The 19,913-nt window shown below is 64.8% G+C and carries 20 protein-coding genes and 1 pseudogene; 9 read left to right on the top strand and 12 right to left on the bottom strand.

Annotated features, from left to right (window positions below; genetic code table 11):
* Positions 1-117: 117 nt before the first annotated feature.
* Complete coding sequence (locus SKP52_RS18350; protein WP_039577198.1) at positions 118-1,869, bottom strand: fatty acyl-AMP ligase; 1,752 nt, start codon at positions 1,867-1,869, stop codon at positions 118-120.
* 178 nt (positions 1,870-2,047) lie between these two features.
* Here SKP52_RS18350 and SKP52_RS18345 point away from each other — a divergent pair, with 178 nt between their 5' ends.
* From SKP52_RS18345 to SKP52_RS27375, 4 genes and pseudogenes are all read left to right on the top strand, one after another.
* Positions 2,048-2,620: a regulatory protein RecX gene (locus SKP52_RS18345; protein WP_052208520.1), complete on the top strand. Its 573-nt coding sequence runs from the start codon at positions 2,048-2,050 to the stop codon at positions 2,618-2,620.
* A gap of 32 nt (positions 2,621-2,652) precedes the next feature.
* Positions 2,653-3,102, top strand: a complete 450-nt coding sequence (locus tag SKP52_RS18340; RefSeq protein WP_039577196.1) for a DUF192 domain-containing protein — start codon at positions 2,653-2,655, stop codon at positions 3,100-3,102.
* 61 nt (positions 3,103-3,163) lie between these two features.
* Positions 3,164-3,550, top strand: a complete 387-nt coding sequence (locus tag SKP52_RS18335; RefSeq protein WP_039577193.1) for an NADH:ubiquinone oxidoreductase subunit NDUFA12 — start codon at positions 3,164-3,166, stop codon at positions 3,548-3,550.
* 44 nt (positions 3,551-3,594) lie between these two features.
* A pseudogene (locus tag SKP52_RS27375) lies at positions 3,595-3,963 on the top strand (DUF2155 domain-containing protein); the annotation flags it as partial.
* A gap of 35 nt (positions 3,964-3,998) precedes the next feature.
* Here the strand turns inward: SKP52_RS27375 and aat are convergent.
* Together aat and SKP52_RS18320 are read right to left on the bottom strand one after the other, a co-directional pair.
* Positions 3,999-4,781 carry a leucyl/phenylalanyl-tRNA--protein transferase gene (gene aat / locus SKP52_RS18325; protein ID WP_187337303.1) on the bottom strand — a complete coding sequence of 261 codons (783 nt, stop codon included), beginning with the start codon at positions 4,779-4,781 and terminating at the stop codon, positions 3,999-4,001.
* A complete protein-coding gene (locus SKP52_RS18320) occupies positions 4,778-5,599 on the bottom strand; it encodes a class I SAM-dependent methyltransferase (RefSeq protein ID WP_039577188.1) in 822 nt (273 codons plus the stop codon). Before SKP52_RS18320 ends, aat begins: the two co-directional genes overlap by 4 nt.
* Positions 5,600-5,662: 63 nt before the next feature.
* On the opposite strand from SKP52_RS18320, the gene SKP52_RS26260 reads away from it, so the two are divergent.
* Positions 5,663-5,836: a hypothetical protein gene (locus SKP52_RS26260; protein ID WP_228383698.1), complete on the top strand. Its 174-nt coding sequence runs from the start codon at positions 5,663-5,665 to the stop codon at positions 5,834-5,836.
* Positions 5,837-6,018: 182 nt separating this feature from the next.
* On the opposite strand, the gene SKP52_RS18315 is transcribed toward SKP52_RS26260, so the two are convergent.
* The 6 genes from SKP52_RS18315 to SKP52_RS18290 form a co-directional block, all read right to left on the bottom strand.
* Positions 6,019-7,509 (bottom strand): CpaF family protein, encoded by a 1,491-nt coding sequence (locus SKP52_RS18315; protein WP_039577186.1) that lies wholly within the window; start codon positions 7,507-7,509, stop codon positions 6,019-6,021.
* A 182-nt stretch (positions 7,510-7,691) separates the two neighbouring features.
* Positions 7,692-7,949 (bottom strand): ATP synthase F1 subunit epsilon, encoded by a 258-nt coding sequence (locus SKP52_RS18310; RefSeq protein WP_039577185.1) that lies wholly within the window; start codon positions 7,947-7,949, stop codon positions 7,692-7,694.
* Between the two features lie 46 nt (positions 7,950-7,995).
* Positions 7,996-9,534: a F0F1 ATP synthase subunit beta gene (atpD, locus tag SKP52_RS18305; RefSeq protein ID WP_228383697.1), complete on the bottom strand. Its 1,539-nt coding sequence runs from the start codon at positions 9,532-9,534 to the stop codon at positions 7,996-7,998.
* Between the two features lie 24 nt (positions 9,535-9,558).
* Complete coding sequence (locus SKP52_RS18300) at positions 9,559-10,434, bottom strand: F0F1 ATP synthase subunit gamma (protein WP_039577182.1); 876 nt, start codon at positions 10,432-10,434, stop codon at positions 9,559-9,561.
* 51 nt (positions 10,435-10,485) lie between these two features.
* The gene (gene atpA, locus SKP52_RS18295) at positions 10,486-12,015 is read right to left on the bottom strand and encodes a F0F1 ATP synthase subunit alpha (RefSeq protein ID WP_039577179.1); all 1,530 of its coding nucleotides are present in this window, start codon (positions 12,013-12,015) and stop codon (positions 10,486-10,488) included.
* 40 nt (positions 12,016-12,055) lie between these two features.
* On the bottom strand, positions 12,056-12,622 hold the full coding sequence (locus SKP52_RS18290; protein WP_039577176.1) for a F0F1 ATP synthase subunit delta: 567 nt from the start codon (positions 12,620-12,622) through the stop codon (positions 12,056-12,058).
* A gap of 203 nt (positions 12,623-12,825) precedes the next feature.
* On the opposite strand from SKP52_RS18290, the gene SKP52_RS18285 reads away from it, so the two are divergent.
* Positions 12,826-13,503, top strand: a complete 678-nt coding sequence (locus SKP52_RS18285) for a dienelactone hydrolase family protein (protein WP_039577173.1) — start codon at positions 12,826-12,828, stop codon at positions 13,501-13,503.
* 30 nt (positions 13,504-13,533) lie between these two features.
* Here the strand turns inward: SKP52_RS18285 and SKP52_RS18280 are convergent, their stop codons facing one another.
* On the bottom strand, positions 13,534-15,075 hold the full coding sequence (locus tag SKP52_RS18280; protein WP_039577170.1) for a S1C family serine protease: 1,542 nt from the start codon (positions 15,073-15,075) through the stop codon (positions 13,534-13,536).
* 40 nt (positions 15,076-15,115) lie between these two features.
* On the bottom strand, positions 15,116-15,937 hold the full coding sequence (locus SKP52_RS18275) for a DUF2306 domain-containing protein (RefSeq protein ID WP_039577166.1): 822 nt from the start codon (positions 15,935-15,937) through the stop codon (positions 15,116-15,118).
* Between the two features lie 164 nt (positions 15,938-16,101).
* On the opposite strand from SKP52_RS18275, the gene SKP52_RS18270 reads away from it, so the two are divergent.
* The 3 genes from SKP52_RS18270 to SKP52_RS18260 are packed head-to-tail and all read left to right on the top strand — an operon-like array spanning position 16,102 to position 18,361.
* Positions 16,102-16,566: a DUF1203 domain-containing protein gene (locus SKP52_RS18270; RefSeq protein WP_039577164.1), complete on the top strand. Its 465-nt coding sequence runs from the start codon at positions 16,102-16,104 to the stop codon at positions 16,564-16,566.
* A 2-nt stretch (positions 16,567-16,568) separates the two neighbouring features.
* A complete protein-coding gene (gene ada / locus SKP52_RS18265; protein ID WP_148309184.1) occupies positions 16,569-17,603 on the top strand; it encodes a bifunctional DNA-binding transcriptional regulator/O6-methylguanine-DNA methyltransferase Ada in 1,035 nt (344 codons plus the stop codon).
* On the top strand, positions 17,603-18,361 hold the full coding sequence (locus SKP52_RS18260) for an isocitrate lyase/PEP mutase family protein (protein WP_039577159.1): 759 nt from the start codon (positions 17,603-17,605) through the stop codon (positions 18,359-18,361). The genes ada and SKP52_RS18260 overlap by 1 nt, the downstream gene beginning before the upstream one ends.
* On the opposite strand, the gene SKP52_RS18255 is transcribed toward SKP52_RS18260, so the two are convergent.
* Complete coding sequence (locus tag SKP52_RS18255; protein ID WP_148309183.1) at positions 18,355-19,902, bottom strand: tetratricopeptide repeat protein; 1,548 nt, start codon at positions 19,900-19,902, stop codon at positions 18,355-18,357. The genes SKP52_RS18260 and SKP52_RS18255 overlap by 7 nt on opposite strands.
* Between the last annotated feature and the right edge of the window lie 11 nt (positions 19,903-19,913).

Below are 19,913 nucleotides of genomic sequence, written 5' to 3'. Positions count from 1 at the left end.
CTTTTCACGCGCCCTGTTTAGCGCGCGGGTATTACCCGAAGGTAACTATCGGCCCTTTTCCAAAGGCGTTTCTGTCGCGCGGCCGGACGGGAAAATCGCTGCCGTTCAGCGTGTTGATCAGGCCGCTATCGCGAAAGGCTGAATTTCCCCGGCCAGATACTGCGCGCGCGCCTTTGATCGGCTGAGTTTGCCCGAACTGGTCCGCGGCAGCGTGCGCGGCGGGATCAGTTCGATGAGGCAGTTCATGCCGGTGATCGCGCGAACGCGGTCGCGAATCGTTTCGCGCAGCGCGAGGCGTTCGGCGTCGTCGCTGGTGCGGCACTGGACGAGCACCGCGGGGGTTTCTTCGCCGCCAGGCGCGGTGATCGCGAAGGCCGCGATATCGCCCGATTTGAAGCCCGGAAGCTGCTCGACGGCCCACTCGATATCCTGCGGCCAGTGATTCTTGCCGTTGATGATGATCATGTCCTTGGCGCGGCCAACGATATAGATGTAACCATCTGATAAATAGCCCATATCGCCGGTGTCGAGCCAGCCGTCCTTCATGCAGGCGGCGGTCGATTCGGGGTCGCGAAAATAGCCGGTCATCAGCGACGGGCCGGTGCACCACACTTTGCCGACGGTCTGGTCGGGCAGCGGCTTGCCATTTTCGTCGCGGACCTCGATCACCATGTCGCGCGCGGCGCGGCCGCAGTTGACGATCGCGCGATAACGCGTCGGGCGGCCCGAATCATTCGCGGCGCCCGACAGCTCGGTTTCCTCGACCAGTTCGACGACGATGCCTTCGCCCGGCGGCATGATGCTGACCGCAAGCGTCGCTTCGGCGAGGCCGTAGCTTGGCAGAAAGGCGCTGGCCTTGAAGCCCGCGTCGGCAAAGGCGTCGACGAAGCTTTGCATCACGTCGGGGCGAATCATATCGGCGCCATTGCCCGCGACGCGCCAGCGCGACAGGTCGAAACGGTCGGCGACATGCGTCTGGCTCGACACGCGGCGCGAACAGATGTCGTAGCCGAAGGTCGGCGAATAGCTGAGCGTCGTGCCTTCGTTCCGGCTGATCAGGTCGAGCCAGGCGAGCGGACGGCGGGCGAAATCCTCGGTCTTGAGGTAATCGACCGACACCTGGTTCGCGACGGGCGAGAGCAGGCAGCCGACAAGGCCCATGTCGTGGTACCAGGGCAGCCACGAAATGCAGCGGTCGCTGTCCTGAAGCTCCATGCCATGGCTGTGCGCGGCGAGATTGTTGAGCAGCGCGGCGTGGGTGACCGCGACGCCGTGGGGGAAGCGCGTCGAGCCGCTGCTGTACTGGAGATAGCATGTCTCATCGGATTTCTGCTCGGGCAAGTCGGCGACGGGCGCCGGACGCGCGGCGAACTCGCTCCAATCCATCGGCGCGACGCCTTCCTTCTCGGCCGCCTCGACCGCCATCGCGGCGATTTCGGGCGGGAAGAAGAGCATCGTGGGGTCGCAGCTCGAAAGCTGGACGACGAGCTGGCCGACATAGCTATCGCGGCCGCCGAAGCTGGTCGGCAGCGGCAGCGGCACCGGCCATGCGCCGGCGTAGATGGTGCCAAAGAAGAGCGCGGCGAACTCTGCGCCGGTTTCGGCGATCAGCGCGATGCGGTCGCCGGGCTTCACGCCCGCGGCGATCAGGCGATAGGCGGCGCTGAGCGAATCGGCCTTGAGTTCGCTGTACGGATAGGGGCGCACGAGTTTGCCGCGCGGATCGTGGAAATTCAGCCCGCGCGTGCCCTCCGCGGCATAGTCGAGCGCTTCGCCCACGGTGGCGAAGTCCGAAAAGCGGCGCGGCTGGGCGCAGAAGGTCGGCGTCGACGTCAGTTCGTCGGCCGGTGTTTCGATGATCTGGGTCATAGGGGGTGCGACATCCCTTGAAACGGGCCGCGCGGCAACAAGCATGTCATCTTTTGAAGCCATAGGATGTGCGCGAGCCCTGAGTTGTTAGAACAATCGCCCATTTCCGGGCCTTATGGCCCGATATGGCGGTGTTGATCGTTCTCAATCGGGCCCGACTGTGGCACAAACATGGCATATGGCCAACCGCCGCGCCCCATCCGACCGATCGAAAAGGCCTCTCGGCGCCGCGCGGCTCGACGAATTGGCGCTCGCCTATGTCGCGCGATTCGCGACGAGTCGGGCGAAACTGACGCGCTATCTTTCCAGAAAAGTGCGTGAATCCGAATGGATAGACGAAATTGACGCCATGGCGGCGTGCGAAGCGGTGGCCGACCGGATGGAACAATTGCGTTATCTCGACGACCGCCAATATGCCGCGATGCGCGCGGGCGCGATGACGCGGCGCGGCCTGGGCGTGCGGCGCGTCAAGGCGCAGCTGTATGTCGACGGAATTGCCGCGAAAGACAGCGGCGAGGCGATCGAGACGGCGAAGGGGGCCGCGATGACGGCCGCGATCGGATTCGCCCGGCGCCGACGGTTCGGTCCCTTTGCCGTCAACGCGACCGACGATCCGAAGCTGCGCGAACGGCAAATCGCCGCCTTTTTGCGCGCGGGGCACAGCATGACGATCGCGCGGCGCATCCTCGCCGTCCCGCCCGGGGACGAGGCGGTTCTGGCGATGCTGGACGATGAAGCAATGCTCGATTAGGTCCGGCAAATTCACCGGACAAGGATTTGACGATGCGTGCCCTCTTAATCGCCCTTGCTGTGTCGCTCGCGCTGCCGATGGCGGCGTGCAGCAGGGATGTGAGCGAGGAGGCGGCTGTCGCGACGATCGCGGCGGCGGGCACAACGCACAAGTTCAACGTCGAGGTCGCGCGCACCGAAGAAGAACAGGATCGCGGGCTGATGTTCCGCACCAGCCTGCCCGCCGACGGCGGGATGATCTTTCCGTTAAAGAAGCCTCGGATTGCGACCTTCTGGATGAAGAACACGCTGATTCCGCTCGATATGATCTTCATCCGAGCCGACGGTAGCATCGACCGTATCGCCGAAAACACCATCCCCGAATCGATCGAGCCCGTGGCGAGCGGCGGCGAGGTATCGGCGGTGCTCGAACTGCCCGGGGGCACCGCGGCGCGGCTCGGGATCGACGAGACGTCAAAGATCACCTGGAAAGATACGAAATAGCGGTGCGCCGCGCGGTTTGCGGCTTGCGGACCGCGCGCCCTTGCCTGTAAACGCCACGGCCATGAGCATCTTGGGCAAGATTTTTACCTGGTGGGACGGTGCGACCGTCGGCACCCTGCTGAACAGCTGGAGCACCGGCACGAAGGTGGGCGAGGACAGCCTCGGCAACCGTTACTTCCGTGCGAAAAAGGGCGGCCGTCGCTGGGTGCTCTATAACGGATCGAACGACGCGAGCCGCGTGCCCCCCGAATGGCATGGCTGGCTGCACGGCACCTTCGACGAACTACCGACCGATATGCTTCCCGCACCGCGCGCGTGGGAGAAGGAACCCACCGCGAATATGACCGGCAGCACGGGCGCCTATCGCCCCGCCGGCGCGCTCGAGCGGGGTGGCCAGCGCGCCGCCGCGACCGGCGATTATGAGGCCTGGCGGCCCGGCGCCGAGTGAGCGCTGCGGTGCCCAGGCTGACCGCGACGCTGGGGCTGGCGGCGATGGCCGCCGCCACGCTCGCTGCCTGCGACCGGACGCCATCCAACAACGTCGGCGGTAGCGCGAAGGCGCCGCAGATCGCCAAATCCGAACGGGTGCCGCAGGAAGTCGGCGGCATCGAGGGGGCGACCCCGATGGCCGATCGCGTCGCCGTCGTCGGCCTGCTCAACAAGCGCAACGGGCTGGTCCGTGACATCGAAATGAAGCCGGGCGATGTCGCGCGGGTCGGCCGTGCGATCGTGCGGCTGCGCGCGTGCGAACAAACCGCGCCATGGGAAGATCCGCCCGAGACGGGCGCGTTCGTGCAGTTGACGGTGCAGGATCAGCGCGACGACAAATGGCGCCGCGTCTTTTCGGGCTGGATTTTCCGCGAACGGCCCGACCGCAATGTCATCCAGCACCCGATTTATGACGTCTTCGTCAAAAGCTGTGCGATGACATATCCGGGCGGCGAACCCGTCGCGCGTTCGGCGCCGAAGGCGGGTGCGGCGGCGGCGCCCAAGGCGTCGAGTGCACCCCAGTCGCCCGCGACGAATGGCGGCGAGGGCGCGGCAACGCCCGTCGCCCCGCCGGTCGTTCCGGCGCCCGCGGCTGCGCCATCGCCTCCCGCCAACACCGAATAGAGTCGCGCAAGATAATCGGCCTGGCGGATTTCGATCGCGCCGAGGCTGGCGAGGTGCGCGGTGATGAACTGGCAATCAAGCAATTTCCAGTCGCCGGCGATCAGCCGCGCGACGAGGTGCGCGAGCGCGACCTTCGATGCGTCGCGCGCGCGGCTGACCATCGATTCGCCGAAAAAGGCGCGGCCGAGTGTGACGCCGTAAAGCCCGCCGACAAGCTCGTCGCCCTGCCAGCATTCGACGCTGTGCGCGTGGCCAAGCTGGAACAATCGGTCGTAGCTCGCGCGAATCACCGGGTTGATCCACGTCGTCGGCCGGTCGTTGGCGGGCGCGGCGCAGAGCGCGACCATCTCGGCGAATGCGGTGTCGGTGGTCACGCGAAAACGGTCAGACACGATCACCTTTTTCAGGCTGTGCGAAAGGTGAAAGCCATCCAAGGGCAGGATGGCGCGCAGCCGCGGTTCAACCCAATGGACCGACGGGTCATCCGCCCCGTCGGCCATCGGAAAAATGCCCTGCGCATAGGCGCTGAGCAGCAGCGCCGGATCGATGGAATCGAAGTGTTTCAGCTCGCGGGCTTCACGAATTTCAGCGTCATACGGTCCGATTCGCCGATCGCGACGTATTTTGCGCGGTCGGTGTCGCCTTCGGTCAGGTTCGGCGGCAGCGTCCAGACGCCCTTGGGATAATCCTTGGTGTCCTTGGGATTGGCGTTGATCTCGCTCTCGCCCGCCAGCTTGAAGCCCGCGGCTTCGGCGAAAGCGACGATCGAGCTTTTCTTCATATAGCCCGACTTTTCTTCCTTCGCGCTATCGTCGCTTTCGTTCAGCCGGTGCTCGACAACGCCGAGCGTGCCGCCTGGCTTCAGCATCGCGAAGATTTGCTTGAACGCGTCGGCCGCCTTGTCGGTGCCACCGAAGCGCCAGTTGTGGACGTTGCGGAAGGTCAGCACGACATCGGCGCTGCCGTCGGGAACCTTTGACCCCGCACCCGTGCCCGGAAACTCGGCGAGCTTGACCGCGCCATAGGTGGCCGCGTCGGCGGTCTGCTTTTCCTTGATCCGATTGAGGCCGCGTTCCCACGGTGCCGCGACATAGAGCGTGCCGCCGCCGGACTTGGCGAGCGGGGCGAGGATTTCGGTGTACCAGCCGCCGCCGGGCCACAGTTCGACCACCGTGTCGCTGGGCTCCACACCGAAAAAAGCGAGCGTTTCGGCGGGGTGGCGATATGTGTCGCGCGGCGTGTTTGTTGCCGTGCGGGTGGGGGCGGCGACGGCGGCGGTGATGGCATCGTGCGCCTTGTGGTTCGCGTGCGCGTCATGCTGCATCGCGGCAGCGGGGACGGCGATCAGGGCGGCGGCACTTGCAAGCAATAACAGGGAACGCATATGGGCACCTCTCTCCAGGGGAAAGCCCTGTTTGCGAAGGGATGCGCGGTAATGCAAGTGTCCATGCTGGTTGGTATCGGAGCCGCAGTGCTGTTCGGCATTGCCGAGGTTGCCAGCTGGCGCCGCAACAACCGCCGCGACGTCGACAATGTCGGATTCATGCCGTGGCGCGGGATCGCGCTCGCGTCGGCCGCCGTCGCGCTGTTCGCGACGGCGTTCTGGCTGGCGGGGAAATAAAAACCTTCTCCCCTTGAGGGAGAAAGACATGGAGCCTTGTCGCGAAGCGATCAGGCGGAGTGGGATGATGGTCTCTGCCGCAGCTTTCGCGCGCTACGCCCCGAACCCTCACCCAGCTTCGACTAGGCAGCAAAGCTGCCAAGTCTGCGCATCCCTCTCCCCCAAGGGGAGAGGGTTCGAGCTTACAGGCACGCCTCGAGATAGGGCTGATCGAAGCCATATTGGCGCGCTTTTTCCAGCGTATAGGGACGCAGGCCCATCGCGCGATATTCGCCGACGATCTTGCCGTCCTTGTCCTCGTCGAGATATTCAAACTTGAAGAGTTCCTGCGTGACGATGACGTCGCCTTCCATACCGATCACCTCGGTGACGTTGGTGACACGGCGCGACCCGTCGCGCAGGCGCTTGATCTGGACGATCAGGTCGACCGAATCGGCGATCTGTTTCGAGATCGCTTCCTTCGGAATCTTGATGTCGCCCATCAGCACCATATTCTCCATACGGCCGAGGCATTCGCGGGGCGAGTTGCTGTGGAGCGTACACATCGAGCCGTCGTGACCCGTGTTCATCGCGGCGAGAAGGTCGAAACACTCCGCGCCGCGAACCTCGCCCATGATGATGCGGTCGGGGCGCATACGCAGCGCGTTCTTCACAAGGTCGCCCATGTGGATCGCGCCATTGCCCTCAAGGTTCGCGGGGCGCGTTTCGAGCGGCAGCCAGTGCGGCTGTTGCAGGCGAAGTTCGGCGGCGTCCTCGATCGTCAGCACGCGTTCGCCGGGGTCGATCATCTTCGACAGCGCGTTGAGCATCGTCGTCTTACCCGAACCCGTGCCGCCCGAGATGACGATGTTGAAACGGCTGGCGCCCGCGATTTTCAGCGCGGTGCACATCTTCTGGCTCATCGCGCCCCATTGGCAGAGCATGTCGAGCGTGATCGGCTTGGCCGAGAATTTACGAATCGAGATCGCGGTACCGCGCAAGCTGAGCGGCGGGACGATGACGTTGACGCGGCTGCCGTCCTTGAGACGGGCGTCGGCGAGCGGCGTGGTCTGGTCGACGCGGCGACCGACGAGGTTGCAGATGCGCTGTGCGATCTGGAACAGGTGCTGCTCGTCGCGGAACTGGATCGGCGCGATGACCAGCTGGCCCTTGCGTTCGATATAGGTCTGATACGGTCCGTTCACCATGATGTCGCTGATATCGGGGTCGGCGAGCAATTCCTCGAGCGGCCCGAAACCGAGCAGTTCGTCGACGAGCACCTTTTCAAGCGCGAATTGTTCGCGGCGGTTTAGAGTGATTCGCAGCTCAGCGAGCACTTCGAGAATGATCGGACGGAATTCCTCGGTCAGCTCGTCCTTGTTGAGCGTCGCCGCGGCTTCGGGGTCGACGCGTTCGAGCAGGCGCGGCAGCACCTGTTCCTTGATCTTGTGGACGCTGGCTTCGAACCCTTGCGCTTTTTCGGGCTCCATCGCCTCGGCGGTCGAACGCTGGTTCAGTCGCTCCATCGCCTCTTCTTCGGGCGTCATGTTCGACGGCATCTGCGGGATTTCGACGGGCGTCTCGATCGCGGGGAACTGGTTGCCGCCGGGCACGCCCGATCCACCCTGCATCGGCTTGGCCACGCCAAAGGCGGGGCGGCCAGCGGTTCCGGGTCGGCGTCCGAATGCACTCATCGGTTTATCCTGCTTCCATATCTCGGAGCCTCGCCGCTTTCTGGCGAGCCCCCATCCGATACGGTGAATAAACCGGAAACTTTGACATTGTCCTAATGCGCCGGGCCAATGCGCGCCGGGCATAAAAAAAAGCCCGCATCCAGAGGGATGCGGGCTTTGATCGCCGTGGACGGCGGAAGCAATCAGCTTGCGATATGCTCGGCCAGAACGGTCAGGCCGGCCTCGTTCACCTCGGCAAAGCCGCCCTCGACCTCGATCACCTCGGGCGCGGCGCCCGCGGTCGCATAGATGGTCAGCGGCCCGTTGCGCAGCGTCGCCATGAACGGCGCATGGCCTTCGAGCACCGAAAAATCACCTTCGCTGCCAGGTACGGTGACCATATGGACGTCGATCGACCGCTCGAGGCGGGCGGGGGTGACGAGTTCGAACTTCAGGGCCATCTTCTATTCCTCAAACCCCTCCCCAGAAGGGGAGGGACTTAATCACTTATGCGTCTTCGGCGAGCTTCGCGGCCTTGGCGACCGCTTCGTCGATGCCGCCGACCATGTAGAAGGCCGCTTCGGGCAGATGGTCATATTCGCCATCGACCACCGCCTTGAACGATTTCACCGTGTCTTCGATCGCCACGAACTTGCCGGGGATGTTGGTGAAGACTTCGGCGACGTGGAACGGCTGCGACAGGAAACGCTGGATCTTGCGCGCGCGCGCGACGACCAGCTTATCTTCTTCCGAAAGCTCGTCCATGCCGAGAATCGCGATGATGTCCTGAAGCGACTTATACTTCTGCAGCGTTTCCTGAACGCGGCGGGCGGTTTCATAATGCTCCTGGCCGACGATCGCGGCGGTCAGCACGCGGCTGGTCGAATCGAGCGGATCGACCGCCGGATAGATGCCGAGTTCCGAAATCGCGCGGTTCAGCGTCGTCGTCGCGTCCAAGTGAGCGAAAGAGGTCGCCGGCGCCGGGTCGGTAAGGTCATCCGCGGGAACGTAGATGGCCTGCACCGAGGTGATCGAGCCCTTGTTCGTCGAGGTGATGCGTTCCTGCAGCGCGCCCATGTCGGTCGACAGCGTCGGCTGGTAACCCACGGCCGACGGAATACGGCCGAGCAGTGCCGACACTTCCGAACCCGCCTGGGTAAAGCGGAAGATGTTGTCGACGAAGAAGAGCACGTCCTGGCCCTCCTGGTCGCGGAAATATTCGGCGATCGTCAGGCCCGAGAGCGCGACGCGGGCGCGGGCGCCCGGGGGTTCGTTCATCTGGCCGAACACGAGCGCAACCTTTGAACCCTCGGGGGTCGGGTTGCCGTCCTTGTCCTTGGCGATAACGCCGGCATCGAGGAATTCGTGATAGAGATCATTGCCTTCGCGGGTGCGTTCACCGACGCCCGCGAACACCGACGTACCGCCATGGCCTTTGGCGATGTTGTTGATCAGTTCCTGGATGAGAACGGTCTTGCCGACGCCAGCGCCGCCGAACAGGCCGATCTTGCCGCCCTTCGCGTAAGGCGCGATCAGGTCGATGACCTTGATGCCGGTGACAAGGATGCTGCTTTCGGTCGACTGGTCGACGAATTCGGGAGCCTTGGCGTGGATCGGCGCGGTGGCGGTGGCGTTCACCGGGCCGCGTTCATCGATCGGCTCGCCGATGACGTTGAGGATGCGGCCGAGCGTCTGCGGGCCGACGGGCACCGAAATCTGCGCGCCGGTGTCGGTGACGGGCTGGCCGCGGGTCAGGCCGTCGGTTGCGTCCATCGCGATGGTGCGAACGGTGTTCTCGCCGAGGTGCTGCGCGACTTCGAGGACAAGACGGTTGCCGTTGTTGTCGGTTTCGAGCGCGTTCAGAATCGCGGGCAGCGTTCCGGTGAACTGGACGTCGACGACGGCGCCGATGACCTGTGCGATGCGGCCCGTGGCGGTGCCGGTGCTGGCAGCCTTGGGAGCGGCGGCCTTCTTCGGCGCAGCAGCCTTGGGGGCAGCGGCCTTCTTGGCGGGTGCCTTCTTCTCGGCAGAGGGTGCGGTTGCCATTGGTTTCTTCCTTGCTTGGATAGCTTACAGCGCTTCGGCGCCAGCGATGATTTCGATGAGTTCGGTCGTGATCGCCGCCTGACGCGTGCGGTTGTAGATGATGGTCAGCTTGTTGATCAGGTCGCCCGCGTTGCGCGTTGCGTTGTCCATCGCGGTCATCGACGCGCCCTGTTCGGACGCGGCGTTTTCAAGGATGCCCTTGAAGATCTGGATGGTGATGTTGCGCGGGAGCAGATCGGCGAGGATCGCTTCTTCGTCGGGTTCATATTCGACCGCGGCGCCGCCGGATGCCGGAACGTCTACAGGCGCGGGAACGGGGATCAGCTGCTGGCCGGTCGCGACCTGGAGGAGCGCCGAGCGGAACTTCGAATAGAAGAGATGCGCGACGTCGAACACGCCGGCTTCGTACATCTCCATGACCTTGGCCGAAACCTCGTGCGCCTGGTCGAAGCCGATGTCGCGGATGCCGGTTGTCTCGTAAAGTTCGGTGATCTGACCCGCGAACAGGCGTGCGATGACCGGACGGCCCTTGCGGCCGATCAGGTAGAAGAGAACCTTCTTGCCCTCGGCCTGCAGCTCGAGCGCCTTGTCGCGCGCTGCCTTGACGATGTTCGAGTTGAACGCGCCGGCGAGGCCGCGGTCGCTGTTGAGCACGACGAGCAGGTGCGTGTCGCTCTTGCCGGTGCCCGCGAGCAGCTTCGGCGCGCTGTCCGACCCGCCGACCTTCGATGCGAGGCTGGCGACGACGCCTTCGAGGCGTTCGGCATAAGGACGCGCGGCTTCGGCAGCCGCCTGCGCCTTGCGCAGCTTCGCGGCTGCGACCATTTTCTTGGCCTTGGTGATCTTCTGGGTCGATTTGACCGAGTTGATCCGCCCTTTGAGTTCTTTCAGGTTTGCCATGAAGGCCCCTATATTTCGTCGTCCCGGCCGAAGCCGCGACGACGTAAACCTTTAAGCGAAAATCTTGGCGAACGCGTCGAGCGCGGCAACCAGGCCCTTCTTGGCGTCATCGCCAAGATCCTTCGTGTCGCGGATCGTCTTGAGCACGCCGGCGTGGTCGCTGCGCAGATAGGCGATCATCGCCTGCTCGTAGCGCGAGACGTCGGTGACCCCGACATTGTCGAGATAGCCGTTGGTGCCGGCAAAGATCGACGCGGTCTGCTCTTCGAACGGCATCGGCTGGAACTGCGGCTGCTTCAGCAGCTGCGTCAGGCGCGCGCCGCGGTTGAGCAGCTTTTGCGTCGACGCGTCGAGGTCCGAACCGAACTGCGCAAAGGCTTCCATTTCGCGATACTGCGCGAGCTCGAGCTTGATCGAGCCCGACACCTTCTTCATCGCCTTGGTCTGCGCGGCCGAGCCGACGCGCGACACCGACAGGCCGACGTTGATGGCGGGGCGGATACCGGCGTTGAAGAGGTTGGTTTCGAGGAAGATCTGGCCGTCGGTGATCGAAATCACGTTGGTCGGGATGTACGCCGAAACGTCGCCCGCCTGCGTTTCGATGATCGGCAGCGCGGTCAGCGAGCCCGAACCATTGTCGGCGTTCATCTTGGCCGAACGCTCGAGCAGGCGGCTGTGCAGATAGAAAACGTCGCCGGGGTAAGCTTCGCGGCCCGGCGGACGGCGCAGCAGCAACGACATCTGGCGGTAAGCGACGGCCTGCTTCGAAAGATCGTCATAGACGATCACGGCGTGCATGCCGTTGTCGCGGAAATATTCGCCCATCGTGCAGGCGGTGTAGGGCGCGAGGAACTGCAGCGGAGCGGGTTCCGACGCGGTCGCGGCGACGACGATCGAATATTCCATCGCGCCATTTTCTTCGAGCTGGCGGACGATTTGCGCGACGGTCGAACGCTTCTGGCCGATGGCGACATAGATGCAATAGAGCTTCTTGCTCTCGTCATCGCCCGCATTGGCTTCCTTCTGGTTGATGAAGGTATCGATCGCGACGGCGGTCTTGCCGGTCTGGCGGTCGCCGATGATCAGTTCGCGCTGGCCGCGGCCGACGGGGACGAGCGCGTCGAGCGCCTTGAGGCCGGTCTGGACGGGTTCGTGGACCGAGGTGCGCGGGATAATGCCCGGCGCCTTCACTTCGACGCGCATGCGCTTCTCGGCCTTGATCGGGCCCTTGCCGTCGATCGGATTGCCGAGGCCATCGACGACGCGGCCAAGCAGGCCCTTGCCGACGGGGGCGTCAACGATCGTGCCGGTGCGCTTGACGGTGTCACCTTCCTTGATCTCGGCGTCCGAGCCGAAGATCACGACGCCGACGTTATCGGCCTCGAGGTTCAATGCCATGCCCTGCACGCCGTTGGCGAATTGGACCATTTCACCGGCCTGGACATTGTCGAGACCATAAACGCGGGCGACGCCGTCGCCGACCGACAATACCTGACCGATTTCGCTGACCGTTGCGTCGGTGCCGAAATTGGCGATCTGGTCCTTGATGACCTTGCTGATTTCAGCGGCGCGGATTTCCATGGTTTAGCCTTTCATCGGGCAAATTGGGCGTACGGGCTTTTCAGCCCTTCATCGCCTGGGCGAAACTGTTGAGACGGGTACGGATGCTGCCGTCGATCAGCTGGCTGCCCAGCTGGACGACGAGACCGCCAAGGATGGCGGGGTCGACGGTCGCGGCGACGCTGACGTCGCGCCCGACACGGGATTTGAGGTTCGCGGTCAGCTCTTTCAGCTGTGCGGCGGAAAGCGGATGCGCGCTGGTGACCTTGGCGGTCACTTCGCCGCGATGATCGGCGACGATCGCGTCGAAGGCGTCGATCATCTTCGGCAGATCGGCGAGGCGGCGGTTCTCGGCGAGGACGCCAAGGAACTTTGCGGTCAGCGAATCAAGCTTCATCGCCTTGCCGACCGCTGCGATGGCGTTCGCGGCATCGGTGCGGCCGACGACCGGGCTGGAGACCAGCGCCGTCAGGTCGGCCGATTCGGCGAGGCCGGCGCGCAGGTCGCTGAGGCTCTTGGCGACCGCGTCGATCGCGTTCGATTCGCGGGCCAGATCGAACAAAGCCACTGCATAACGGCCCGCGAGGCCCGCCGTGATGTTGCCCTGAATGCCGCCGGAATTCTCCACGCGTGAAAGTCCTTTGTTGCTATCCCGTGGGGGATGGGTCGCGCGCTTTTCGGGGATATTCGACGAATGCCCCCCCACGCGAAGTCGCGGCGCGCCTAGCAACGATTTTGCTGCAATGCAAGGCGGGCGGGTGATTGCTTTTGCCCCTTCGTGCGATAGGGACGGGCTAACCAAAAAATATGACCTCGAAGGGAAGGTGCAAGATGGGCGAGATGATCCGGATGACGATGGACGATGGCGCCGAGATCGCGGTCTATCACGCCCGGCTCGAAGGCGACCGCCGCGGTGGGTTGGTGCTGATCCAGGAAATCTTCGGGGTCACCGATCATATCCGCGAGATGTGCGACGAATATGCCGCCGAAGGCTATGAGGTGCTCAGCCCCGCGCTGTTCGACCGCGAGCATCCGGGTTTCGAGAGCGACTATTCGGGGCCGCAATTCCAGCGCGCGGTGCAGCTGGCGCGCGAGCTCCACCCGTTCGAGCAGAGCCTGAAGGATGCGCAGACGTGCATCGACGCGCTCAAAGGGAAAGGCCCGGTCTTCATCGCCGGCTATTGTTACGGCGGCTCAGTCGCGTGGCGGATGGGGCAGATCAGCCCCGATCTTGCCGCCTCCTCGGCCTTTTACGGCAGCCTCGTCCCGACAATGTTCAAGGATGAGGCGCCCGCCTGCGCGACAATCGCCCATTTCGGCCGCTTCGACGACGGGATCCCCATGGCGGGCGTCGAGGCGCTGATCGCGAAGGATCACCCGACCGCACAGATTTTCGTTTATGAGGCGGGGCATGGGTTCAACAGCGACCGGCGCAAGGATTATCACGAGGCGAGCGCCGATCTGGCGAAAGAACGGACACTGATGCTGTTCAAGGCGTGCGGGGGCTGATCCGGCTTCGGTTTCCTGCGCGTTATCGCCTCAAGGCGCGGCGGCCGGTTTGACCGCCGACCCCGAAGCGGGCTGGCAGCGATAGACGAGCCGCTCGTTGGGGGTGGCGGGAAGCGCGCTGCGGATCGCGTCCTGCTGCGCCGCAAGCCCGGCGAGTTCGTCGGGGTTGGCGGTGCAGCTTTTCAACGTATCCGCCGCGCGCGTCTCGCGCGCCTTCGTCATCGTCTCGGCATCGAGCAGATACCGCTCGACGCGATACTCGCGCCCGGTCGAATCGATCGACGCGACGGTGACCGTCGCCTCCTCGTTTGGCACGAGAATGCGCTGCCAGCGGTCGTCGGGCCCCCTCGTATATTGGGTGCGGCCGTTGACGCAGCCGTCCTTGCCGATGGTGATCGGGACGTCGGTCGTCGCCGACACGGTGATGCGGCTGCGGTCGGTGCGGATCGTGCAGAGCAAATTGCCCTGCGCGAGTTTGGGCGTGGCGGTGGTGGCGACAGCGGCGGCCTCTTGGGCAATCTCGGCGTGCGCGTCGGGGCGCGTTGCGAACAGGATGGCGGCGCCGAACATCAGCACCACGCCCGCGCCGCCCGCGATCTTGGCATTCCGGATATTCTTTTGGTTGTAGAACAGCAGACCCGCGCCCGCGGCGAGCGCGCCGATCACGAAAAACACACCCGCGAGCGCGATGCGGTTCTCGCGCGAGGCGAGCGCATCTTCCTCGGCGCGCGCCTGCCTGAGGTCGCGGTCGAGCCGCGCGGCGGCATCCTTCGCGGCATTTGCCTCGGCGCTTGCGCGCGATTCGGCGTCGATTGCGGCGCGGTCCCGCGCGTCGGCCTCGGCGAGCGACAGGCAGGGGGTGCCGACGCTGGTATATTGCTGGCCCGCATCGGCGAGGAAGCGCATGAGCTCGCGCCCGGAAATCGCAAAAGCGAAGGGCGAATCGCCATCGTCGGCGCGCGTGATCGCGGTGTTGATGCCGGTGATGCGCCCGCACTGGTCGACGAGCGGCCCGCCCGAATTGCCGCGCGAAATCTTCGCGGTGTGGATCAGCATCGCGACGCCGTCGACCGCCTGCGTGTTCGACAAATTACCCTCGCTGCGCGTCGGGGTGCGCGGGGTGATATAGTCGTTGGCGCTGCGCGCGGTCGCGAGGTCGACATTGCCCGGATAGCCCAATGCGACGACATCGGCGCCCGATTCGAGCGGGCCGGTGTAGATGGCGGCGGCGGGCAGGCGGCCCTCGGTAATCTCGATCAGCGCGAGGTCGCGCGCGGTGTCGATCGCGATCAGCTTGCCCGCAAAGCTCTTCTGCCCTTCGGACGGGACGACGCCGAGCGCGACATTGTCGGGATATTTGGCGGCCGATTCGACGACATGCGCGTTGGTGACGATGCGCGTCGGCGAGATCGCGATGCCGCTGCCATGGCCGAAACCGACGACCTCGCCATCGACCATCGCGACGGTGACGACGCGCACGACGCTGCGCGACGCGGCGCTGATGTCATCGGCGGCATGTGCCGGAAGCGAGAGGGTAAGAAGGGCGAGCAGCAGCGCAATGAGGCGGGTCATGGCGCGCACACTAGCCAGCCGTGAAGCGAAGGCAAGCGACCTAGATGTACGGCCCCCACATCATCATCCATGCGCCAGCACTGCCCGCGAGGATGACGAGGCCGCTGACGCCGAGCAGCGCGGCGGTGGCCTGCCGCGCGAGCGGCGTGCCGTGGGCGCCGGCACGAAGATAGATTTCGGCGATCGCGAGCGGCAGCAGCGAATTGGCGAAGGCGAGGAAGATGTCGAACGGGCCATCCATCGCCTTGCCGATCCCGGCGCCGCCGGTCGCGAGCCCCCACGCCATATAGCCGACGCGCATGAACCAGACTGCGCTCGCGACCGCGAACAGGCGGATCGCCCAGCGGCGATGGTCGGCGAAGCGGCGCTGGCGTGCGGCTTTCCAAGCCAGCGCGGCGAAACCAACGATCAGCACCGCGTCGAGCGTGATGCCGATCGCGCCGATATGGTTCAGCCAGGTGCCGCGGCCCCATGTCATCCACAGCCCGCCCAGCGCGAGGGCCAGCGCGCACAGCATATAGAGTCGGCCGTTCCAGCGATGGAGCGCGGGCCAGCGGTTCCGGATCGCCGGGACGAGCTGGACGAGGCCGCCGAAGGTGATCACGGCCGCGAGCAGCACATGCACCGCGAAGAATATATTGCCCGCGGTGTCGCCCGCCACAAAGCCCTTGATGATCGGCTTGTTGTCCCAAGCGGCGAAATTGCCGGTCAGCGTCGGGGGATAATAATAGAGCAGGATGAAGGCGACGAAGAGCAATTGTCCCGCGGCGATAGCGAGATAGCAGAAGATCGCGCTCCGTCCCAGCCAGTCGGTGCGGCGTGCGGGCCGTGCAGGTGCGATCGATGCGTCGATGGTGGCCATGGCGGTTTCCCCGATTATGACCGGAACGTGCGCCTTTCGAGTTAGTGAGTCAATGATATAATACAGTAATACACTAAAGCCGGAATGTTTGAACGCAAGCATCGGGATGCGGCACGAATCGCGTCGTGGCAGGGGATGTCCGACAGTCGAGAAAGGATGTTCGGATGACCTATTGGATCCGGGGACTCAGCCCCGAAACTTTTGCGCCGCTCTTTGCGCTCGACGATGCTGCGCTTGCCGGAATCAACGCGCGCCGTGTGATTGCCACCGCCGATCGCGGCTTCCCGTGCCGCGTCAGTCTCGACGATGCGAAGGCGGGCGAGGAACTGATCCTGCTCCATCACACCAGCCATGATGTCGAAACGCCGTATCGCAACGCCTATGCGATCTATGTGCGGGCGGGCGTGACCGCCGCGATGTACCGCGACGAATTGCCGCCGGTGTTCGAGGGGCGCCCGCTCGCACTGCGCGCCTTCGATGCCGAGGGCATGTTGCAGACCGCGCGGCTTGCCGGACCGGGCGAGGCCGATGGCGCGATCCGCGACCTGTTCGCCGACGAGACCATATCCTATATCGATGCGCATAACGCCGCGCATGGCTGCTTCGCCGCGCGGATCGAGAGGAATTGACCATGGACTTCGGGGCCATGACCGACGACGCGCGTTGGGAAGCGGTGCAGGCGCGCGACAAGGCGCAGGACGGCCGCTTCGTCACCGGGGTGCTGACCACGGGCATCTACTGCCGGCCCAGCTGCGCCGCGCGCCATCCCCTGCGCGAAAATGTCCGCTTCTTCGCCGACGGGGATGCGGCGCGCGCGACGGGCCTTCGCCCCTGCAAGCGCTGCCTGCCCGATGATGTCGCGCGCGACGAAAATGCGGTGATCAAGGCGATTGCGGCGATCAAGCAAAGCGAGGAGCCGCTGGCACTCGCCGACCTTGCTGCGCGCACCGGCTATTCGCCGACCCATTTCCAGCGCGTCTTCACGCGCCATACCGGGCTTTCGCCCGCCGCCTATGCCCGCGCGCTCCGCGACGAACGCGCGCGGCAGGCACTGAGCGAGGGAAGCCGGGTGACCGATGCGATTTACGACGCGGGCTTTTCGGGACCGTCGCGTTTTTATCAGAATATGGAGGGGCGCATGGGCATGACCGCGTCGGCGTGGGTGAGCGGCGGCAAGGGGACGACGATCCACTGGGCGGTCGTGCCGACCAGTCTTGGCGACATGCTCGTCGCGGCGACCGAAAAGGGCGTGTGCCGCCTGAGCTTCGATGAAGGGCGCGAGGCATTGGAAGAGCGTTTTCCGGCGGCGGAGCTGGTCGAAGGCGGCGAGGAATTTGCGGCTTTGCTCAAACAGGTCGTCGAGGCGGTCGAAGCGCCGGTGAACGGCTTCGACCATATTCCGGTCGACGTGAAGGGCACCGCCTTTCAGGAAGCCGTGTGGCGGGAGCTGCGCAAGATCCCCGCGGGCGAGACGCGGAGCTATGCCGATATCGCCGCCGCGGTCGGCAAGCCCAAGGCGGTGCGCGCGGCGGGAAGCGCGAACGGCGCAAATAACGTGGCAGTGCTGATCCCGTGCCACCGTGTTGTACGCAGCGATGGCACGCTCGGCGGCTATGCTTACGGCCTGCCGATCAAGGAAGAATTGCTCAAGAGGGAGAGTTTTTGATGTCCGATAAAGTCGCCATGTTCCGCGCGCTGCACGTCCCCGGCGATCCGCTGATCCTGATCAACATATGGGACGCTGGGAGCGCGAAGGCCGTCGCGGCAGCGGGGGCGAAGGCGATCGCGACGGGCAGCTTCGGCGTCGCCGGCGCGCAGGGCCGCGCCGATGGCGAGGACTTCCCGCTCGAGGAGGTGTTCGAAAATCTCGACCGCATCCTGTCGGTCACCGACCTGCCCGTCACGATCGACATGGAATCGGGTTATGGCGCCAACCCGGCGGCGGTCGGGGCCTCGGTCGGCCACGCGAAGGACGCGGGCGCGGCGGGGATCAACATGGAGGACCGGCTGCCCGGGCAGTCGGACCTGCTGCCGATCGCGGAAGCGGTCGCGCGCTATCGCGCCGCCGCCGACACCGGCATCTTCGTCAACGCGCGCTGCGACACTTTCCGTGGCGCCGATGCGGCCAAGGAAGGCGATGCCCTCGTCGCCGCGACGCTCGAACGCGCGCGCGCCTACGCCGACGCGGGCGCTGGGTCGCTGTTCGTGCCCTTCCTGCTCGATCCGAAATGTATCGGCGCGATCTGCGACGCCTCGCCGCTGCCGGTGAACATATTGCGCGGCAACGGCGGCCCGACGCACAAGGAACTCGCGGAGCTCGGCGTCGCGCGGATCAGCCACGGGCACCAGCCCTGGGCCGCGGCGATGGCCTGGCTCGCGGGGCAGGCGAGCCAGGTGATGGGCGGCGGCGAGCCCGATTATTGAACGTCGCCGGACGTCGGAGGCCGACCGACGGCGTCCTCTCCGGCGTCGCTGCTCCTTTCGCGCATCGTTTCGATCTGCGCCAGAATCTGCTCGCCCTGACCGCTGTTATGTGGGTCGAACGCGACAACTTTGGCCAACCGGGTTGCGCGATCGAAGTCGCCATCGCGTGCGAGGGCGAAAGCATAGGCGATGCGGGCACCAATGCTTTCAGGGCCGAGCGCAAAGGCGCGTTCGAGCCCGGTGACCGCAATCTTCGGCGGTGTGATGCCTTGCTGCAGGAAGCTGTCATAATAGGCGTAGAGGGGCACAGGATCGTCGGGGTCGGTGCGGTTCGCCAATATGATCGGCTTTCGCGCCGCGGCCCAATCTTCGGTCGAGGGATCGTTCTTCTTGCCCAAGTCGTGGATCATCATTTCGCCGAGCAGCACATTGGCGCGGACATGTTTTGGATCGATCGCTACGGCCCTGTCGACGGCGGCCCGGGCCGCTGCGGCCTCGCGCTTTTCGTCGCCCAGATCCCATTCGGCGCGCGCCAGTTCGTACCAGATGTTGGCGCTGTCGACATATTCGGCGGTGAGCGCCTTCAAGCCGTCGCGCACCTCGGCCAACTGTTCGCCGTCGCGGGCACTCCGCCGTTCGAGCCGCCATTGCACTAACGCCTCCTCGGCATAGGGGAGCGGCGCAACTGTGATCGTTCCGTGAACCGGGATGGGGGCGGCCGATGTCATGTAAGTGAGCGGCCGCCCGAGATAGCGCTGGAGGTCGCGATCAAGTGCGGCAAGGTCGCCGAAGGCTGCGACTGCCGCCTTTTGGCCTTCTTCGCCGCGATTGATCGCGTCGATATAGGCGGTGAGCTGCCCGGCGCGATCGGAGTTATAATATAGCATGTGGGTCAGCAGCCAGGCGCGACCATAATAAACGTCCATCTGGCCGGAAGAACGCATTTCGCGCGGCTGCTGAAGGAGCAGCTTTTCGACCGGAATGCGGGGCATGTTGACCAGCCCGTGCGCCCGGAAGTAGGCGGGACGGCCGACCTGATACTGGCCCTTGCCGGTAAAATCGGTCGTCGAGTAAAATTCAGCGAATCCCTCGATGAACCAGGCGGGAAAAGCGACGCCGAAATAGCGCTTCATGAAATGATGCGTATATTCATGAAACAGGGTTTGCTGCGACGAGGACGCCCCTTTGAATTCGACCACCTCGCGATGCGAGACGGCGAAGCTGCCATCGAGGTCGGCGCTGTAGAAGCCGGCAATCGACGACCCGGATTTGCCCGACGCCAGCCGCCCGGCATCGGTGGCGCGTGGGACCAGATAAATCGTCAGCCGGTTGGGCTCTTTCCCGGCCGGCACCTTGAGCCGCAGGCGCAGTGTGGCGTCGAAGCGTTGCAGATTTTCTGCGAAGCTGCGCAACGATCTTTCGCTGCTCTCGCTATAGATGATGAAATTATCGGTATCGGCACGCAGCCATTTCGCCTGCGCCTGCGCCGGCGTCGCCAGCGCGGCAAGCGTCGCCAATATCGTAGTGCGAACCCCGTGCATCCCGCTGCTCC

Origin of the sequence: Sphingopyxis fribergensis, assembly GCF_000803645.1 — a bacterium.
GTDB classification, from domain to species: Bacteria; Pseudomonadota; Alphaproteobacteria; order Sphingomonadales; family Sphingomonadaceae; genus Sphingopyxis; species Sphingopyxis fribergensis.
The sequence above is the reverse complement of the archived record's forward strand: the minus strand, read 5'-3'. Positions and strand labels throughout refer to the sequence as shown.

Coding starts and splice junctions, on each gene's coding strand:
- SKP52_RS18350 (WP_039577198.1), bottom strand. CDS start 1,869: ATGACCCAGATCATCGAAACACCGGCCGACGAACTGACGTCGACGCCG.
- SKP52_RS18345 (WP_052208520.1), top strand. CDS start 2,048: ATGGCCAACCGCCGCGCCCCATCCGACCGATCGAAAAGGCCTCTCGGC.
- SKP52_RS18340 (WP_039577196.1), top strand. CDS start 2,653: ATGCGTGCCCTCTTAATCGCCCTTGCTGTGTCGCTCGCGCTGCCGATG.
- SKP52_RS18335 (WP_039577193.1), top strand. CDS start 3,164: ATGAGCATCTTGGGCAAGATTTTTACCTGGTGGGACGGTGCGACCGTC.
- SKP52_RS18320 (WP_039577188.1), bottom strand. CDS start 5,599: ATGCGTTCCCTGTTATTGCTTGCAAGTGCCGCCGCCCTGATCGCCGTC.
- SKP52_RS26260 (WP_228383698.1), top strand. CDS start 5,663: ATGCTGGTTGGTATCGGAGCCGCAGTGCTGTTCGGCATTGCCGAGGTT.
- SKP52_RS18315 (WP_039577186.1), bottom strand. CDS start 7,509: ATGAGTGCATTCGGACGCCGACCCGGAACCGCTGGCCGCCCCGCCTTT.
- SKP52_RS18310 (WP_039577185.1), bottom strand. CDS start 7,949: ATGGCCCTGAAGTTCGAACTCGTCACCCCCGCCCGCCTCGAGCGGTCG.
- atpD (WP_228383697.1), bottom strand. CDS start 9,534: ATGGCAACCGCACCCTCTGCCGAGAAGAAGGCACCCGCCAAGAAGGCC.
- SKP52_RS18300 (WP_039577182.1), bottom strand. CDS start 10,434: ATGGCAAACCTGAAAGAACTCAAAGGGCGGATCAACTCGGTCAAATCG.
- atpA (WP_039577179.1), bottom strand. CDS start 12,015: ATGGAAATCCGCGCCGCTGAAATCAGCAAGGTCATCAAGGACCAGATC.
- SKP52_RS18285 (WP_039577173.1), top strand. CDS start 12,826: ATGGGCGAGATGATCCGGATGACGATGGACGATGGCGCCGAGATCGCG.
- SKP52_RS18280 (WP_039577170.1), bottom strand. CDS start 15,075: ATGACCCGCCTCATTGCGCTGCTGCTCGCCCTTCTTACCCTCTCGCTT.
- SKP52_RS18275 (WP_039577166.1), bottom strand. CDS start 15,937: ATGGCCACCATCGACGCATCGATCGCACCTGCACGGCCCGCACGCCGC.
- SKP52_RS18270 (WP_039577164.1), top strand. CDS start 16,102: ATGACCTATTGGATCCGGGGACTCAGCCCCGAAACTTTTGCGCCGCTC.
- ada (WP_148309184.1), top strand. CDS start 16,569: ATGGACTTCGGGGCCATGACCGACGACGCGCGTTGGGAAGCGGTGCAG.
- SKP52_RS18260 (WP_039577159.1), top strand. CDS start 17,603: ATGTCCGATAAAGTCGCCATGTTCCGCGCGCTGCACGTCCCCGGCGAT.
- SKP52_RS18255 (WP_148309183.1), bottom strand. CDS start 19,902: ATGCACGGGGTTCGCACTACGATATTGGCGACGCTTGCCGCGCTGGCG.